At 42.9% G+C, this 18,886-nt stretch carries 10 protein-coding genes, 1 tRNA gene and 6 pseudogenes; 5 read left to right on the top strand and 12 right to left on the bottom strand.

The genetic code is table 11. The annotated features are described in order from the left end of the window. Positions 1-43 precede the first annotated feature (43 nt). Positions 44-643, top strand: coding sequence for a hypothetical protein (locus tag JCM15907_RS05400; protein WP_025843015.1), 600 nt, complete (start codon positions 44-46; stop codon positions 641-643). Between the two features lie 52 nt (positions 644-695). Here JCM15907_RS05400 and JCM15907_RS10965 read toward each other — a convergent pair. The 12 genes and pseudogenes from JCM15907_RS10965 to JCM15907_RS05345 form a co-directional block, all read right to left on the bottom strand. Further along, positions 696-1,857 (bottom strand): annotated as a pseudogene (locus JCM15907_RS10965) (phage integrase SAM-like domain-containing protein). A gap of 182 nt (positions 1,858-2,039) precedes the next feature. After that, positions 2,040-3,463: pseudogene (gene mnmE / locus JCM15907_RS10960) on the bottom strand (tRNA uridine-5-carboxymethylaminomethyl(34) synthesis GTPase MnmE). A 186-nt stretch (positions 3,464-3,649) separates the two neighbouring features. Continuing rightward, entirely contained in the window at positions 3,650-4,669 is a 1,020-nt protein-coding gene (locus JCM15907_RS05385; RefSeq protein ID WP_025843014.1) for a branched-chain amino acid aminotransferase, read from the bottom strand. 45 nt (positions 4,670-4,714) lie between these two features. Then, positions 4,715-6,070, bottom strand: coding sequence for a dihydroorotase (locus JCM15907_RS05380; RefSeq protein WP_025843013.1), 1,356 nt, complete (start codon positions 6,068-6,070; stop codon positions 4,715-4,717). After that, complete coding sequence (locus tag JCM15907_RS05375; RefSeq protein ID WP_025843012.1) at positions 6,067-6,819, bottom strand: polyprenol monophosphomannose synthase; 753 nt, start codon at positions 6,817-6,819, stop codon at positions 6,067-6,069. The genes JCM15907_RS05380 and JCM15907_RS05375 overlap by 4 nt, the downstream gene beginning before the upstream one ends. A gap of 157 nt (positions 6,820-6,976) precedes the next feature. Further along, the gene (locus JCM15907_RS13985; protein WP_081773811.1) at positions 6,977-7,138 is read right to left on the bottom strand and encodes a phosphatidate cytidylyltransferase; all 162 of its coding nucleotides are present in this window, start codon (positions 7,136-7,138) and stop codon (positions 6,977-6,979) included. Positions 7,139-7,247: 109 nt separating this feature from the next. Next, positions 7,248-7,814 carry a phosphatidate cytidylyltransferase gene (locus JCM15907_RS12280; RefSeq protein ID WP_025843010.1) on the bottom strand — a complete coding sequence of 189 codons (567 nt, stop codon included), beginning with the start codon at positions 7,812-7,814 and terminating at the stop codon, positions 7,248-7,250. A 43-nt stretch (positions 7,815-7,857) separates the two neighbouring features. Then, positions 7,858-9,905: pseudogene (ftsH, locus tag JCM15907_RS10950) on the bottom strand (ATP-dependent zinc metalloprotease FtsH). 81 nt (positions 9,906-9,986) lie between these two features. Continuing rightward, positions 9,987-11,012, bottom strand: a complete 1,026-nt coding sequence (locus JCM15907_RS13380; RefSeq protein ID WP_370664412.1) for a dipeptidase — start codon at positions 11,010-11,012, stop codon at positions 9,987-9,989. Between the two features lie 33 nt (positions 11,013-11,045). Then, a pseudogene (locus JCM15907_RS13375) lies at positions 11,046-11,806 on the bottom strand (gamma-glutamyl-gamma-aminobutyrate hydrolase family protein); the annotation flags it as partial. Continuing rightward, positions 11,799-13,753 (bottom strand): annotated as a pseudogene (gene gyrB / locus JCM15907_RS10940) (DNA topoisomerase (ATP-hydrolyzing) subunit B). The pseudogenes gyrB and JCM15907_RS13375, both read right to left, overlap by 8 nt. Positions 13,754-14,250: 497 nt before the next feature. Continuing rightward, complete coding sequence (locus JCM15907_RS05345) at positions 14,251-14,850, bottom strand: epoxyqueuosine reductase QueH (RefSeq protein WP_025843009.1); 600 nt, start codon at positions 14,848-14,850, stop codon at positions 14,251-14,253. Between the two features lie 237 nt (positions 14,851-15,087). Between JCM15907_RS05345 and JCM15907_RS05340 the strand changes: the two genes are divergently transcribed. From JCM15907_RS05340 to JCM15907_RS05320, 4 genes and pseudogenes are all read left to right on the top strand, one after another. After that, the gene (locus tag JCM15907_RS05340) at positions 15,088-15,567 is read left to right on the top strand and encodes a Dps family protein (protein WP_025843008.1); all 480 of its coding nucleotides are present in this window, start codon (positions 15,088-15,090) and stop codon (positions 15,565-15,567) included. An 823-nt stretch (positions 15,568-16,390) separates the two neighbouring features. After that, a tRNA-Ser gene (locus JCM15907_RS05335) sits at positions 16,391-16,475 on the top strand. Positions 16,476-16,845: 370 nt separating this feature from the next. Next, positions 16,846-17,889 (top strand): annotated as a pseudogene (locus JCM15907_RS10935) (site-specific integrase); the annotation flags it as partial. A gap of 625 nt (positions 17,890-18,514) precedes the next feature. Then, the gene (locus JCM15907_RS05320; RefSeq protein WP_025843007.1) at positions 18,515-18,718 is read left to right on the top strand and encodes a hypothetical protein; all 204 of its coding nucleotides are present in this window, start codon (positions 18,515-18,517) and stop codon (positions 18,716-18,718) included. Positions 18,719-18,886 lie beyond the last annotated feature (168 nt).

Here is an 18,886-nt window from a genome sequence, read left to right as displayed (position 1 = left end):
CAAAAAGATTTGTTATACAGGCTATAAAACCCACTACAATATAATGCAAGAACGCATATTTGATTTTATAAGTGCCACATTCGGAGCTTCTTTTGCCATCGTTCTAGTCGTGATAGGTGTTGTTATTTGGCTGACACATTATATAACGAAAAAAGTAACAGTGATAAACTCTTCGCACGATAAAATCACAAAAGGTATAGAGAAGTCAGAGGCAAACATTGATGAAATAAGAAGAGACCTGGCTTACATCAAAGGCACTATCGACATTGCCAAAGCGGGAACCACCCCTTTTATGCAATCTCATAGTCCTATTTCTCTTACTGACGAAGGCAAAAAGGTTGCAATGGAGCTAAAGGCGGAAGGTATTATCCTTTCCAATTGGGACAAAATTAGGAAGGACCTACTAAATAAAGACCACAAGACCGCATACGATATACAAACCTATTGTATAGAGACTGCCTCCGTATCTCCAAGTACTTTCTTTGACGACTGCAGCATCGTGTTAGTTAAAGATTTTGCTTTTAAGGAGGGTAAACCTCTGCAGTTATACCTCCGATTACTGGGTCTTCTAATAAGGGATAAATATTTTGAAGAAGAGGGGATACCCTTATCAAGGATTGACGAAACGGCACCCGAAAAGTAAGTTGCCGATAGTACAACAAACCCCGAGGTGGAGACGCTCTCGGGGTTCTCTTTTATTTCTTTTCCTCTTGGATATTGACTTTCGGTATCATAGAGACAGCGGACTGTTTTCTTTTGTCTAAAATTTTGGCGTAAACTTGAGTTGTGGCCAAGAACTTATGTCCGAGGAGCTTTTGGACCGTATAAATATCTGCTCCAAGGTCTATCATAAGCACGGCGAAGGTGTGCCGTCCAGAGTGAAAGGTGAGGTTCTTATTTACACCTGCACGAACAGCCCAAGTTTTTAGTTCGAACAATGTATAAGCACTGTACTTGAAGTCGTAGAAAACAAGCTCTTCGTTTCCTCTTCGTTCTCCCATGTAGTACCGCTTCGGGGCTTATATCGTAGTACTCTTGCCCTCCCGTCTTTTGTTGCTTGAATATTATGCGAGTGTATTCGCCTTGTTGTGTTACTTCTCCCCACGTCATCTTTTGTATATCGCTTTTCCGTATACCCGTTAGGCAAGAAAAGAGGAAAGCACGTTTTAGTCCAGGATAGTTGGTTTCTGTGTTTGCCATCGCTCGTACCTCATCAAGCGTAAGATAAACACGCTCTTTCTCCTCTGACTTAAAACCCTCGATGCCACGAAGGGGATTATGTGGCAAGATACGATCCTCCACCGCTTGGTTTATACAAGCACGTAGCTTGTTGAAGTAAGAGAGCTTACTGTTTTGCGACAATGGTCTCTTATTAAATACTGTATCAACTTTCTTTCTACTATCCCTTACCCTTGTGGCAGTGTCAAGGTATCGCTTAAAGCCTTTTATCCATTGGGGGGTGATGTCTCGAAATGTCGTCGATGGAGAACAATACAACTCGAGATGTTTAAGGGCAGACCACCAGTTACCCCAATTACCCAAAGACCCCTTTTTATTTAGTCGTTGCTCACACAGACTCCTATAGTAGTCTAAAAAATTAGTATCGAGCTTATAGGCAGCGTCAAAGCCATAGCGCCCGTTTTGCACCTCTACAAGTCGCTTTGCCCGTACAGCCTCGGCGAGCTGTAGGGTTTGTCTATTCGTCTCCCTGTCGGCTCTACTCGCTTCTGGCACCAAGTACAGGCGTAGATACTCATACGTCCTTTTTCCGTCCACGTATATATCCAAATAGAGGGATATATTCCCAGATGCCATTTTGCGTCTTCTCAGACGGACAGGTTCTTTCGACTTACTCATTTTGTTGCTATCGCGTTATTATGTTTTTCAGCAACAAAATAACAACAAAGAAACAACATAAACAACACAGCTAAAGAAAAACAAGCTACCTCCAAGACTCTCCGTAAAACCTTGTACTGTTGGAGCTTGTTTGTTTATTCTTACTTTTCTTTATCTGTTTGTCATTCGCCCGTATTTTCCTATTACTTGCCGATGCAAAAATGTTGGAAGATGTAGTGGAGGGTGTCATCGCTCGATATTTCCCGTCCCGTGATAGCACCAATTGAATGAATGGCGTGTCGCAAATCGAGCGTTAGCAAGTCGGTCGAGAATCCCGCATCAAAGCCCGAACGCATCCGCCCAAGTGCATCATACGCCTCCTGAAGTAGTTGATGATGACGCGCATTGCTCACAATCAAATCGGCTTCACTTGCCTTAGCTTCGTCCATAATAGTGACCAACTCCTGTTGTAACCTTTCTATCCCCAAGCTCGAACGAGCAGAAATAAACAAGCAAGGTACCTCTTCGGCAATGGATTCGTGTATTCTTCGAGCCATGGTTTGTTGCGTTGCTTCGTCCAAATCTTCACTCTTATTGATGAGGACAAGCATAGCACGATGGACTCTATCTTCCCAAATTTCTTTGAGATGCTCCAACTGATGAGCTTCGTCTAAACGGGTCGCATCGAGCACCGAAAGAATAATATCTGCCTCTTGTATCTTGGCACGACTTCTCTCAATACCCAAGCTCTCAATAGCATCTTCGGTTTGTCGCAAGCCTGCAGTATCAACAAATCGGAATAAATATCCGCCTATATGGATAGTATCTTCAATGGTATCTCGAGTGGTACCATGAATGTCGCTCACAATAGCCCGTTCTTCACCCAGCAAATTATTGAGCAAGGTACTTTTACCAACGTTGGTAGTCCCCACAATCGCAACGGGGATGCCTCGCTTAACGGCATTCCCCAAGCGATAACTATCGATGAGTTTACGGAGTTTAGCTTCTATAGTATCACAAAGGGCAAGCAACTCGGTACGGTCGGCAAACTCAACATCTTCTTCAGAGAAGTCCAATTCAAGCTCCATCAGTCCCGTTAAGCGGAGCAATTCCTCTCGAAGGGCATTCAGTTCTTCGCTATACCCCCCTCTTAGTTGCTTCATAGCCATTTGATGTTGCGCCTTGCTCTCGGAAGCAATAATATCTGCAACTGCCTCGCTCTACTTAAATCCATCCGCCCATTTAGATAGGCACGACGAGTAAACTCGCCTGCGGTAGCCATCTCACAGCCCTCTTGAATAAGGCTCTCTAACAATCGTCGTCGGATATAAACAGAGCCATGACAGGAGATTTCGACAGTCTCCTCTCCTGTAAAGGAGTGCGGAGCTCGGAAATAGGTCAGCAGAACCTCGTCTATAAGTTCGCCATCTGCTATCATCTCTCCATAGTAAGCGTGTCGAGGCTTAACTTTTTCTATTAAAAGCTGCTTACCTCTATAATGAAAGAGACGAAGGGCGAAAAGAAGAGCTTGAGGACCCGATATACGCACCACAGCAATCCCCCCAACTCCTGGGGCAGTGGCAACAGCGCAAATAGTAGATGTGCTAAAATGATTATCTGCCAACATAATTACTACAAGTCAAAAATGTTGTTTGTGATAAAACAGTTGTATCAACCTCTATAAAGAAGCTATTCAAATCCAAAAATAAATGCAAGTTGCAAGTAAAGAATATAAAAACTCCTCATCAATACACGCCTTCACGAGATTGATGAGGAGTCTTACTATTAGTCCTTGTACAAAAGGATATAAGGATTAGTCAATAATCTTCACCCAACCATGAACGTCTGGAGCATCTCCATATTGGATAGCACGGAGTGTATTGTAAAGTTTTTCACAATGTTTGCCTGGCTTGCCATCCTTAGAAATTTCGTAAGTCTTATGCTCATCCAAGTCGTCGATGCGAAGGATTGGACTAATAACAGCAGCTGTACCACAAGCACCTGCTTCTTCAAATTCTAAAAGCTCTTCCTCTGGCACAGGACGACGCTCAACCTTCATACCCAAGTCTTTTGCCAACTGCATCAAGCTCATATTGGTAATAGAGGGAAGAATAGAGCTTGACTCTGGTGTGATGTATGTATTGTCTTTAATACCAAAGAAGTTAGCAGGACCGCACTCATCGATATACTTCTTCTCTTTAGCATCAAGGAAGAGACATGCAGAGTAACCCTTTTCGTGTGCCAAAACAGTAGGTATCATACCAGCGGCGTAGTTTCCTCCCACTTTGATAGTACCTGTACCCAATGGAGCCGCACGGTCATAGCTACGCATAATAGCCATTGGGGTAGGTTTGAATCCTTCCTTGAAGTAGGGACCTACAGGTGTTACAAATACGATAAAGAGGTATTCAGGAGCTGGTTTAACCCCAACTTGAGCTCCCAATCCGATGAGAAGAGGGCGGATGTAAAGAGAAGCACCGCTCTCATAAGGAGGGATAAAACGCTCGTTCATCTTAACCGCCTTGATACAAGCAGCCTCGAATAGTTCTTGTGGTACAGGAGCCATAACAACACCTTCAGCAGAGCGAATCATACGCTTTGCATTTTCGTCCATACGGAAGATGCGCACCTTACCATCTTTTCCCTTGAATGCTTTTAGCCCTTCGAAGGCTTCTTGTCCGTAGTGAAGACAAGTTGCTGCCATATGAATGTTGATTGATTCATCAGAAGTAACTTCTAATTCACCCCATTTTCCATCTCGATAGTAGCAACGTACATTGTAGTCGGTTTTAACGTAACCGAAGCCTAATGAAGACCATTCAATTTGTTCCATAACTTATATTTAGTTTGTTCTAAGAATTTGCGACAAAAGTAGCCATTATCGGTCAAATAGCAAAGGAAGTACAGCCCCTCTCTCTAAGAACTTGCCTTCGGAGTAAACAAGCTGACCATTCACAAAAGTAGCATGTACAGTATGACTCAAGCGAACTCCCGAAAGAGGAGACCATCCACAACGGCTCAAAACATTAGCTTCCGACACCTCTATATTCTCTCGTGGATTCACCAACACAATATCGGCATAATATCCTGTACGGAGGTATCCTCTCTTTCTCACATGAAAGAGTTCGGCTGGAGCATGAGCCATCTTCTCTACAACAAACTCTTTGCTCCAGACTCCCTTCCGAGCAAGTTCCAACATCATGAGCAACGAGTGCTGTACAAGAGGCCCCCCCGAGGCGGCTTTGAGCGCACCTCCTTCCTTCTCTGTTTTCAGGTGAGGGGCATGGTCGGTAGCCACAATATCTAAACGATTGTCTATTAGTGCTTGACGCAAGAAGTCTCTATCTTGCTCTGTTTTAACGGCTGGATTCCATTTAATAGCAGTCCCCAAGGAGGCATAATATCGGTCGGTAAACCAAAGATGGTGTACGCAAACCTCCGCCGTAATTTGTTTCTCTCGCAGAGGGATGTCATTTCTGAAAAGCGCTGCCTCACGAGCAGTAGATAGATGCAGTACGTGCAGACGAGTATTATACTTCTCTGCACGATCAAGCGCCTCTGATGTGCAGCGATAGCAAGCCTCTTCACTTCTAATCTGAGGATGTAAGTGTATAGGAGGATCTTCTCCCCACAAAGCCGTATAGTGCGCTTTGTTCTTACGAATAATCTCTTCCGACTCCGAATGTATCGCTATGAGGTGAGGGCTTTCGGAAAAGAAAAGGCGCAACGTATCTTGATTATCCACCAACATATTGCCCGTAGAAGCTCCTAAAAAGAGCTTTATCCCAGGGATAAGCGAAGCATCTATCTTAAATATTTCATGGGCATTATCATTGGTTCCTCCTATAAAAAAGGAGTAATTAGCCCACGAAACCGCTGCTGCCCTCTCATGCTTTTGCATCAAGCGGTCATAGTCGGTAGTGGTAGGTATCGTATTGGGCATATCCATAAACGAAGTTACCCCTCCCGCTATGGCAGCACGACTCTCGCTTTCTATATCAGCTTTGTGGGTTAGTCCCGGATCTCTGAAATGCACTTGGTCGTCTATACAACCTGGAAGAAGCCATAACCCCTCACAGGGAACGATAGTAGCTCCTTGCGCCTCATTGGGCAACGTTGCCAACTCTAATCGCCCTCGAAATATATGCTCTATATATTGACCTTGTATCAAAAGAGAACCTAAAAAGGTTTCTCCCTCGTTGATAATCTCTGCATTGAGAAGTAAATATTTCATAGTAACCTCTTTTTATCTCGTTGAGGGTAACCCTTAAACATATGCCAAAAACGAAGTTTCAAGACTCCGAAGAAAGCCTCTCCAAATATGGAGCTATTCATTTTGGAACTTCCGAGCTTGCGATTTTCAAACGTAATAGGTATCTCCTTCAATTTATAGCCTAAACAAGCAGCTACATATTTCATCTCTATTTGGAAGGCATAGCCCTTGAAATGAATGGCATCCAAATCGATAGTCTCAAGTACCTCTCGCTTATAAGCAACAAAGCCTGCCGTAGTATCAGCAACGGAAAGCCAAGTGATAAGACGCACATACACAGAAGCAAAATAGCTCATAAGGATACGCCCTACAGGCCAATCTTTTACCTTACCACCACGTACATATCGAGAACCAATAGCTACATCATAGCCATTTTCGTGAATCTCTTTGTAGAGACGAGGTAAAGCCTCTATGGGATGACTAAAATCGCAATCCATCTCGAATATGTAATCGTATCCCCGCTCTATACTCCATCGAAAACCCGTTATATAGGCAGTTCCTAAGCCCAACTTCCCAGCTCGCTCTACCAAGAATAGTCTCTGAGGGTATTGCTCAATAAGAGCCTTAACTATATTAGCCGTGCCATCGGGGGAATTGTCATCTATAATAACAATATCGAACTGCTCCTCAAGGGCAAAAACGGCCTGAACAATGGCGGCTACATTTTCCCGCTCATTGTATGTGGGAATTATTATTATCTTCTTTTTCATACTGTTCATTCCCAAAGTTCCATAAGAGCCGTATAACGGCCTCTACAATCTTTTGCCTCACAAATATACAACAAAAAAGCCCCATTCTTTAAGGAGAAAGAGGCTTTTTATAGATTATCTCTAAAAGAAGACTTTATACTATAAATTGGCAGGCTTACTAATAAAGCCAAAAATAGAGCATCGATGCCATAGGAAGAGCAAAGAGGTAACTATCCAACCTATCAAGGACTCCACCATGACCAGGGATTATTTTACCCGAATCTTTTACACCTGCCTTACGCTTAAGAGCCGACTCAAAGAAATCGCCCAGAGTACCCATTACTGCAACAACTAAGCCAACAAGGGGGCTGTAAAGAGGTCGAAACGCTCCAACGAAGGAAGTATAGAGGGGATAAACAGGGAAAAGAGAAGCGTAAAGAAAAAACCTCCTATAAGCCTTCGACACTTTTCTTGGGAGAAACTTGTGGATACAGTTTGTGCTTTCCCAAAGTACTCCCCACGAGATAGGCTCCCGTATCGTTAAGCCAAATAAGTACAAAAACTAAAAGAGCAAATGTACCATCAAAACTCCCATCAGGCTGATAGCTTACGGCTGTAGTAATAAACAGAGGAAGAGCTATATAGACTTGTGCAGTAAGCACATTACCCACCGTACGAGTACCCTGTGCCAAATCGGCAAATATGGTTCTTGAAAAAGCATATGCTATATAAAGGAAGTAAGGGATAAAAATCTGTATGCTCTCTGCTCCACAAACGTAGCGAGAGGTAGCATATAACCCCCAAATAGTAGCTACTATATCCAATACGATGCGAAAAGGATGCAATCTATTTACTAAAGTGAGCCTATTGAACTCTATGATCATAGAACCTCCCATAAAAGCAAAAAGTAGTAGAAAAAGAACATCCGAAGAGAGGAGTAGTGCTGTTACCAGCAAAGCAACGTAAACGATACCGCTCACTGCTCGCACTTTGAGGGAATTTATATCCAAAGCCATTTCTATAGAATACCTTATTTATGATCGTTACTGCTCCAAAGGGTTATCCCTTAAAAGGAGGGGGTACAGGTTGTTGTCCAGCAGGATCTGCTTCTTCGGAAAGAGTTTCAGTGTCTTTGTCTCTTTCCTCCTGCTTAGGTTGCTCGGACTCTAACTCCTCGGTACGAGAAGCCCATGGGCGCTTGCCAAAAATGGCTTCCACATCTTCCGTAAATATAACCTCTCGCTCCAAAAGCATTTCGTAAAGACGATGATGCCCCTCGGCATCTTGGGTAAGTATCTCCTTGGCCCGATTGTACTGTTCGGCAATAAGTCGAGAGACCTCTTTATCTATAATTTGAGCCGTTTCATCACTATAAGGTTTTTGGAAAGTGTATTCACCTGAATTATCCATGAAGTTAACATTGGGTAACTTCTCACTCATCCCATAATACACCACCATCGCATAAGCCAACTTGGTAACGCGCTCCAAGTCATTGGCTGCCCCCGTAGAAATTCTGTTAAGGAAGAGATCTTCGGCTGCACGTCCCCCCAAGAGACCACACATCTGATCTAAGAGCACTTGCGTATGTGTAATTTGTCTCTCCTCCGGCATATACCAAGCAGCACCTAAGCTTTGCCACGAGGAACAATAGTAACCTTAACCAAAGGATTGCCATAACGCAAACGCCAACTAACCGTAGCGTGTCCTGCCTCATGAATAGCAATGCTTTTACGCTCCTCTTCGGTAACAATCCTATTTTTCTTTTCTAAACCTCCGATAATACGATCCACAGCATTCATAAAATCGTCCTTATCTATCTCGGGCTTATTATTACGTGCCGCTATAAGAGCAGCTTCATTGCAAACATTAGCAATATCCGCCCCCGAAAAACCTGGTGTTTGACGAGCCAAAGACTCTATGTCGCAAGAGGGAGCCAATTTGAGATTTTTCATATGTACGGCAAAGATCTCTTTGCGATCGTTAAGGTCTGGTAACTCAACAGCTATCTGCCGGTCAAAACGTCCTGCTCTTAGTAACGCACTATCAAGTACATCTACTCGGTTGGTGGCTGCTAATACAATGACTCCACTATTAGAGCCAAAGCCATCCATTTCAGTAAGTAATTGATTGAGGGTATTTTCTCGTTCATCATTCCCCCCGATATTATTGTTCTTACCTCTTGCTCTACCAACGGCATCTATCTCATCAATAAAAACAATACAAGGAGCCTTCTCTTTAGCTTGAGCAAATAAATCCCGAACACGTGAAGCCCCAACCCCCACGAACATCTCTACAAAGTCAGAGCCCGACATAGAAAAGAAAGGTACATGAGCCTCACCTGCTACCGCTTTGGCGAGAAGTGTTTTCCCCGTTCCCGGAGGACCTACCAAAAGAGCTCCTTTAGGTATTTTACCTCCTAAGGCAGTGTACTTGCTGGGGTCTTTGAGGAAATGAACAATCTCCTCTATCTCCTGCTTAGCCTCTTGCAAACCTGCCACATCTTTGAAGGTTACATTGATATTGGTTTTATCATACAGTTTGGCTTTAGACTTTCCTACGCTGAAGATACCTCCACCGCCTCCGCCTTTCCCCTCGGGAGAATTCATTCGACGGAAAATAAAGAACCAAAAACCAATCAGTAACAATATAGGCAACCAGTTGATAAGTATGGACATTAGATTAAACTTCTTAGTCTCATACTTTACCTCTGCCACAATTTGATTGTTATCGTAAAAATCAGAGAACTTATCGACAGAAGGAATCTGGGTTTTGATACGATATATCGCACTTTCAGAAGAGAAGCCCAAAAAATCATTGCTCTCGAACTTCTTAATCTCCTGTTTGGTAAAAACTAAAGAGAGCTTATCTCTTCGAAGGTCGGCAATCACAGTGTTGGAAGAACGATCCACAATGATTTTATCAAAAGCCTCCTTCTTTGCCACATTTTGAAATTCGTTCCAACTAAGCTCCTTATCTACCCCCGTGGTGCGGAAGAAGAGAGTACTCGCCAAAAATATCCCTACCAAGAGATAAATCCAGAGAGGGTTGCGCAGAAACCCCTTTTTGAAATTTCCGTTATTATTGAGTCTATTTTTATTATTGTTCATATCCAAAAGTCCCTTTCATCGGTAAAACAGAAACAAAGATACATTGTTCATTGCTTTAATCTGTCGTATAGTCTTTAGACATCACCGTCCTGCTGCTTCCATTACACGCAGGAAGTTGCCTCCCAAAATGGCAATAAGTTGTTCTTCCGAATAGCCACGTCTTAGCAACTCTACGGTAAGATTGATAAGGTCGTTACTCCCATGACAGCCCAGTAAGTCTCCTCCGCCATCAAAATCAGACCCTATACCAACAGCCTCATAGCCTGCTAAAGCTACTATGTGATCTATATGATTGGCCACCTCCTGCACCGAAGTCAAGCCTCGTTGCTCCGAAATAAAATCTTCATAAAGACATATTTGCACCACTCCACCCGCTTGAGCTATACGACAAATTTGCTCATCTGTCAAATTGCGAGGGTGAGGACAAAGAGCTCGACAAGAGGAGTGACTGGCAATTATAGGACAGCGACTAACCTCCAACACATCGGCAATAGTATCGTCCGAAGCATGAGATATGTCAACCAAAATACCCAAATCATTCATCTTGACAACGACCTCTCGTCCGAAAGTACTCAAGCCTCCATGCTCTTGATTGCTTCGACAAGCAGCATCACAAAGGTCATTATCTCCATTGTGACAAAGGGTTATATAGACCACACCTCTACGGCGATATTCTTCTAATATAGTAAGTGACTTACCTAAAGCATAACCATTCTCAATGGCAGGAATAATGCTAAGTAAACCATTCTTCTTAGCTTTCTTGATTTCCTCAACAGAGGTGGCGTAGCACAATCTATCTTTATGCTTACCTACAATGCTCTCGATAGTTTTCAGTTTATTAAGAGCAAAGTCTTGTGCTTTGAGTAACTCCTCAGAAGTTCGCTTGCCTTGGGGCAAGTAAGCTGCCATAATAGTAGCAGATACCTTGCCCTCCTCCATTTTAATAGCATCAACTTTGCCCTCTCCTCGTATAGTTAGGTCGCTCTCTGCATCCATCAACATAGGAGTATCCGTATGAGAGTCAAGAACTATGGATTTAGAATGAATATTTTTAGCTTGGGCAAATAGAGCAGATTCTTGCACAAAAAAAGCAAATAGTGCCTTCATCTCTTCATTCCCCCCACGAACCATGTGTTCAGGATGCCACTGCACCCCAATAATAGGTTTATTCGGGTAGCCCACAGCCGCCTCAATGATACCGTCGGGAGCTACCGCTTCGAGTTGTAATTCTTTAGAGAGCGTCCCAATAGCTTGATGATGCAAACTATTGACCCACATAACATCTCCTGCCGAATGACCCATTATCTCTGCCAGCATAGAGTAGCCTTTTGTGAAGGTAATCGTATGCGCCCCCTCCTGTTTGTCTATTTCGGGCGAGTGATTGATGGGGGTAGAGAGTCGTTTATAAAGAGAGGGAGGGAGCGGAGAGCCTTTGTACAAGTCCTGCATAAGCGTTCCTCCCAATGCTACATTGAGCATCTGAAAGCCCCGACAAATACCAATATGGGGATATTACGACGATAGGCAAAAAGAATCAGTTCCAACTCATATCGGTCTCGAGCATAATCTATTTTGCCCAATTCGGGGATAGGCTCTTCGCCTAAAAAAGAGGGATGTATATCGCCCCCTCCCGTAAGGAGAAGTCCATCGAGCGTTTCCAACAGGGCAATATGTCTATCACTCTTCTTGAGGGTAGGGAGCAGTATGGGTATACCTCCTGCCTCTTCGATAGCCTCCACGTAAGCAGGATTAACCGAGTATCCCACCTCTGTCGTATGACACGTCAGCCCTATACGAGGAGGAGTCTGTACTCCAAAAGCAGATATAACACGCCCCTCTGCCTCTTCGTACAGTTTACGAAGGGCAAGGGGCAAATGTTCTATAGTAGGTGCATCAAGCATCTATTCGTGCATAGGTAGCGTTAGCTTCGATAAACTCACGACGGGGAGCCACCTCATCACCCATAAGCATAGAAAATGTTACATCCGCATTGGCTGCACTCTCTATGGTTATCTGTTTTAAGATGCGATTATTGGGGTTCATAGTAGTCTCCCAGAGCTGTTCATCATTCATCTCTCCAAGCCCTTTATAGCGCTGTACATGGACACGATTCTCGTTACCATCGGCATACTTATCGATAAAGGCACGACGTTGCTGTTCAGTCCAGCAGTACTCCATATCCTTACCCTTACGACAAAGGTACAAGGGAGGCGTAGCCAAATAAACATACCCATTCTCGATAAGAGGGCGCATATTGCGGTAGAAGAAAGTCAAAATAAGCGTTGCAATGTGGCTACCGTCCACATCGGCATCGGTCATTATAATGATTTTATGGTAACGTAACTTAGAAAGGTTGAGTTCCTTACTATCTTCCTGAGTACCAATCGTTACGCCTAATGCCGTATATATGTTACGTATTTCTTGATTGTCCAAGACTTTATGTTGCATAGCCTTCTCTACGTTAAGTATCTTACCACGTAGCGGAAGAATCGCTTGCGTCTCACGATCTCTACCCTGTTTGGCAGTTCCACCAGCTGAGTCTCCCTCAACGATAAAAAGCTCACACTTAGCAGGGTCTTTGCTGGAGCAATCTGCCAACTTACCCGGCAAACCTCCTCCCGTCAGAGGACTCTTACGGAGCACCAATTTACGAGCATTCGTTGCCGCATGGCGAGCTTGGGCTGCAAGAATCACTTTATCCACAATTGCCTTAGCTTGTTGCGGATGCTCTTCCAAATAGATAGCCAAGGCTTCGCTTACAGCACTATCTACCACCCCAATTACCTCACTGTTGCCCAGTTTCGTTTTGGTCTGTCCCTCGAACTGAGGCTCTGCTACCTTGATACTTACCACAGCAGTGAGCCCCTCACGGAAATCATCTCCCTCCACATTGACTTTTACCTTTTCCAAGAGCTTAGAGTCGGTAGCATACTGCTTCAAAGTCTTAGTTAGAGCACGACGGAAACCCGTTAAGTGTGTCCCACCCTCAATGGTATTGATATTATTTACGTAAGAGTACACATTTTCTTGATAGTCCTGATTGTAGGTCATAGCCACCTCAATAGGTATCTCTTGACGCTCCGTTTTGATATGAATAATGTCGCCCAACAGATTGGGTTTACTTTGATCAATGTAGCCTACGAACTCCTTCAACCCTTCGTCAGAGTAGAACTCCTCGTGAAGAGGATTGCCCTCCTCGTCCATTTTGCGCATATCGGTAAGAGAGAGACGCAACTTAGCATTGAGGAAAGAAAGTTCGCGCAAACGGTGTGCCAATATCTTAAATTGATATTCTGTTACCGTGAAGACGGTATCATCAGGTTTGAAGGTTACAATCGTTCCTCGACGATTAGAGGGTCCTATCTCCTTAACGGGATAGAGAGGTTTACCCTTCTCGAACTCCTGAACATACATCTTGCCATCTCTGTGTACCTCTGCTTTTAGATGGTTCGAAAGCGCATTAACACAAGAGACGCCCACACCGTGAAGTCTCCAGACACTTTATAGGAACCCTTATCAAACTTACCTCCAGCGTGCAATACAGTCATAACTACCTCCAAAGCACTACGTTTCTCTTTGGGATGTATATCCACGGGGATACCTCGACCATTATCCTCTACAGAAATAGAGTTATCCTCCAAGATGGTAACTTTGATATCGGTACAGTGCCCTGCAAGAGCCTCATCAATAGAGTTATCTACGACCTCATAAACCAAGTGATGTAGCCCCTTCTCGCTAATATCTCCAATGTACATAGCGGGTCGCTTGCGCACAGCCTCCAACCCCTCTAAGACCTGTATATTACTGGCTGAATATTCACTTCCTGCAGGATTATTCCTATCTGTCATATATGTAAGTATCTTTAGTATATATTATCGGACTACAAAGGGAAAGGTACTTTTCATATACCATTTCACAGCTCGAAACCCATTCATACTCCTTTACAAAGGTACTTCTTTTCTTCCAAACTCCACCTATTATATGCGTGCAAAAGAAGAGGGGTACACAGACTCCGAAACAAGGGAAACGAGTTTTGTTTAGAGCATTAACAAAGAATAGGCATAGCACAAACACACCCTGAAATTAAGAACGAAAGAAACATATCCATTAAGGTCAATAAGGTAAAATATCAACGTTAATGTAGTCAAGCAATACCATAATTTGCGCCTCACAACCTATTATCGAATTTGAGGGTATAATGATAACCTTCAAAAGGGTTAATGGTTAGGCTCAAAAGGGTCAGTGGTTTTGAGACAAAGGATTAACCCTTGCCTCCACAAAGTAGCATGATATTAAAAACGCCAGATGCATCCACTGTCTCCAAACTTATTCAATATTGCTTCGACTACTCTGTAACAATTGACTCCCTGCCCTGCCGACTGAAAAGGCATCCGCAGTAGGTTTGATTATAAAACCCCTCTTCTGCGATAATCTGCTGACGCAGTTCCTGCAAACCATCCTTACGCCAATTACGATGCCAAAAGCATATGTCGGGATAAATCGCCTCTGCTTTACGACCTGCAGCTTCTATCTGCACAAGAGATTTCCAACGAGAAGAAGCTAAAGTTGTGGCAAAGTAGCGTACACCCAGCGAATGGGCAAAATCTGCGGTTCTCATCAATCGAAGTTCAAAGCATCGCACACACCGCTCTCCTCGCTCAGGGGCATCCTCATAACCTTTTACATAGTTAAACCACTGATCCGTATCATAATCACCATCAAAAAAAGGGATTCCATTACTTTTAGCATAACGAACTATTTCTCCCTTGCGACGTTCATACTCTTCTAATGGATGTATATTGGGATTATAAAAGAAGACAATCACCTCTACCCCTCGGCTCTGCAAAGCCTTGATAATAGCAGAAGAACAGGGAGCACAACAGGTATGAAGCACCACCTTATCAGCCTCTTTGGGGATTTCTATTTTACTAAAATCGTAAACCATAAGAAATTATTTATGAAGACAAAGATATATCCCCCTCGGCAGTTAAGAGCTTTGAGACATCAAAAATAATAGCTAAAACTACCAAAGATACCAAGCAGTATAGTCCTCTTTGGCACCCAAAAAGAACAACTCGCCTCCTTATAGCTTTTATCTATACTACTATTCTAAAATATAGTTTTCATCCATATTCTTTTATTCTACCTTTGCGACCATAAACAATTAAACAAAAGAAAGATTATGAACAACAAGATTTTTTCTATCACAGGTTTGAATTCAAACGATTTGAAAGGTGTAGTTAGTAGATTAGAGACCCTCCTCGCCTCTTATCAAGTTTATTACAACAACCTCCGTGGCTACCACTGGCACATACGTGGTCCTCTCTTCTATCAGCTACATGCACAGTTTGAAAAGTGGTATGATGCTACAGCGGAAAAAATTGACGAAATCGCCGAACGTCTTCTACAATTGGAAGTTGTTCCCGAAAATAGAATGAGTGTCCTCATAGGTCAAAGCAAGATTAAAGAAACCACGAAAATGACCGATTCGGATTCGATTCTATCCGAAATATTGGAAAACTACAAAGTACTTATGACTCTCGAAAGAGAAACTTTGAGTGCTGCTTCTGAGGCTGGCGACGAAGTAACGGTGGCTCTAATGGGAGATTTCTTGGCAGAGCAGGAGAAAGAAATTTGGATGCTTACGGCTTACTTGAATTAAGCATCACTCCCCCCTTTCTCAAGAGTAATTGCACAAACAAAAAAGTCCATAGACTTAAGGATTTCAAACACCTCCAAAAGTCAGATGGAATTAAACATTACTTAATGACAGAAAGAGTTCGGCATTCCACCGGGCTCTTTTCTTTTGCATAGAGACTCGCTTCTATTATTACATATTAACAGGATAATACTGCTTGCGCATATTACACTTACAGACTTTTCTTACACGAGATGCAACTTAGCCTTATGGCGGATTAAGACAATCTTAGTTCTGTTTCTCTTTTGTAATACTCTATCAATAGAATGCTCTTCGCAATCCTTAGGGATTTGATTCAAATTCTTTTTAGTGAAGCTCAACTTAGTGAAGCTCAACAAAACTAAAACAAAGAGCAAAATAGCCTATTCAATACTTGAAGCGTACTTATAACAAAGAAACATAAAACTCTATCTTAGCTCATAAGGGAGTTCTATCGGTCAACGATAAATTCTCTTTTATCAAATATTCATTTACCTCTTAAGTCGTTTCAAGCTCACAAGCTATTTCATAGGGGAGTTCTATCAGTCAGCGATAAATTCTCTTCTGTCAAATATTCATTTACCTCTTAAGTTGTTTCAAGCTCACAAGCTATTTCAAGAGATAATAAAATACAAAACAAACCATCTTTCTTAGTTCCAGTAATCAATCAAGAGAATATTCGGACATCAAAGATTTTTTTCACAAACAGATGCATTCGGTATTGTGTAGTTCAAAAAATAGATATACCTTTGCAGTCGAATTCGGAAGCCTCTTCATGACTTTTACATGAGGAAGAGTTCGTTTCCAAGGAGAGATGGCAGAGTGGTCGATTGCGGCGGTCTTGAAAACCGTTGAACTGAGAGGTTCCGGGGGTTCGAATCCCTCTCTCTCCGCTTGAGGTAATCTGAACAAGAGTTCAGAAAATACCAACAAATTCAGTAAGTATCATAATTTCAACGAGTTACGATACTTTTCTTTTATACCTACACATCTTCTCAGAGTACGTACAGAGGTCGCAAATACTCCCAAAATACTCTCAAATGGCTACAATCTGGCTACACTTTTTCGAGCCGATTGAAAATTGTAGCCAAGAGTATGTAGAGAGTTCGTTTAGAGTGCGCATACATTGCTGTTATTCAAAGTATTATGTGGAACTTTGTAGCATGGTTACAGAGGTTTAGTTTTCACGTTTTGGCTACAATTTATAGTCACCGTGGCTACAATTCTTCTCGCCTTGGCTACAACTCTTAAAAACAGATGTGTATGAAGTCTATTTTTAGAACAGCCTTCTATCTTAGAAGCAACTATGTCAACAAGGATGGCAAGACTCCTGTGATGTTGAGAATTTACCTCAACAACGAGCGTCTATCCCTTGGATCTACGGGCATCGCTGTCGTGTAAACACAGTGGGACTGTGTAAACGAGAAAATAAAGGGACGTACTACCGAAGCCCTCAGTATTAACTTGGAGCTGGACAATATCCGCAATGGCTTGCAAAACATTTATCGCAAACTGGAGGATAGCGACGACTTATGCTTGGAGCGTATCAAAACCGAATTCTTAGGGAAGAAAGTTGACATTGACACGATAATGCAACTTTTCGATAAGCACAACGCAGACATCGCACAGCAAGTCGGACTATCTATCGCTCCTGCCACACTCCAGAAGTATAATGTATGTAAGCGTCGCTTTGCTGAGTTCTTACAGCAGAACTACAAACGCTCCGACCTCAAACTATCAGAATTGACCTTTACGGTCATTCGTGAGTTTGACATCTATCTGCGTACCATTGTTGGGCAAAATCCCAACACGGCGACAAAGACTATGAAAACATTCAAGACGATTGTTATCCTTGGGGGTAAGATGGGGGTTATTCATCATGATCCCTTCCTCAATCATCGCTTCCACTTGGAACCTGTCAATCGAGGTTTCTTGACCGATGAGGAGATTCTCAAAATAGCGAACAAGCAACTCGGACTACAACGTCTCGAACTCGTTCGGGATATTTTTATCTTCTCCTGCTTCACAGGGCTGGCTTATATTGATGTGGCCAACCTCACACCCGACCACATCGTCACTATAGGCGACAAGCGGTGGATTATGACGCAGCATCAGAAGACTAGTGTTTCGACCAATGTTCTCCTCCTGGACATACCTAAAAGTATCATCGCCAAATATGGCGACCAAACTTATCGAGAGGGGAAACTCTTCCCGATGCTCTCTAACCAGAAGACCAATGCCTACCTCAAAGAGATTGCCGACATCTGTGGAATCAAGAAGAATCTGACCTTCCACATGGCAAAGCATAGAGAAATTCGTAAATATCAAATAACCAGTAGATTAGTTTGATTATCTATAAGGGATGGTAACGATAAGGAAACCAGTGAGCTTCTACAAGCTACCTTATTTTGCCATTTCAAAGAACCACTTTGTCAGTTACTAAGATAAGAGTATGTCGTGAGAAAAAAGAATTTTCTCTAAGTTATTTTCGTAAAGCTGTCCATTGGGGCTGCTTTTTGTTTTTCGGGTATTCTATTCTTATGATAAAATGCAGTCTCCGGAGACTGCGTTTTCTGTTTTCGCCTAGTTTCTCTGTCTGCACATCCTCCACTTATGCCCATATATCATGTCGGGATCGGTTGTTTGTTGTCAGCGGCAAAGGTAGTTCCGGGCTTTTACGGACAAAAAAGGTCGGGGCGGCAAGCCGTTTAGAAGACAATCTCCACACTTCCATTTCATTGCAGGTAGTATTCTCGCCGTAAAACCTTGTTTGTCCTAAGCCCGACCTTTTTACGCCACTGAAACGAAAACGACCGACCCGACGGAAAGACGCAAAAAAAATGTTGGATATGCGAGAAGCAGGGAAAAAGAAAAGTTGAAACTCAAACTCCCTCACCTCTGAAATCCGCATAAAATCAAAAAATCAGACAAGATGAAACTGAGATACAGAATATCAATTTGGGTGGCTCTTGCACTCGCAGGCTCTCTCCTTTGGGGCGGAAGCGTCTGGCTTTGGCTGGCAGGGATATGTGCAGGAAAATTCCTCATTCGATTACTCCTTACCATCGTTTTGGCAATAGCAGTGTACATTCTGACTTATGCTCTCGTTATGGTTGCACTTTATGCCCCCTATTAAGTGTATAAAGAATAAACCCAATTGGAACGTAAATTAGGATTTTCTCACTCAACCTGAAGTTAAGACGGGGTGGATAACTGCTCTAGAAGAACAGACAGAGTAAAAAAGGTCAGCAGACTTGCTGCCCACTCCTTTCTTTCATGGGCTTCGGGCGAAAGAATGAAAGGA

This window comes from Porphyromonas gingivicanis JCM 15907 (assembly GCF_000614585.1).
GTDB lineage: Bacteria > Bacteroidota > Bacteroidia > Bacteroidales > Porphyromonadaceae > Porphyromonas > Porphyromonas gingivicanis.
The sequence above is the reverse complement of the archived record's forward strand: the minus strand, read 5'-3'. Positions and strand labels throughout refer to the sequence as shown.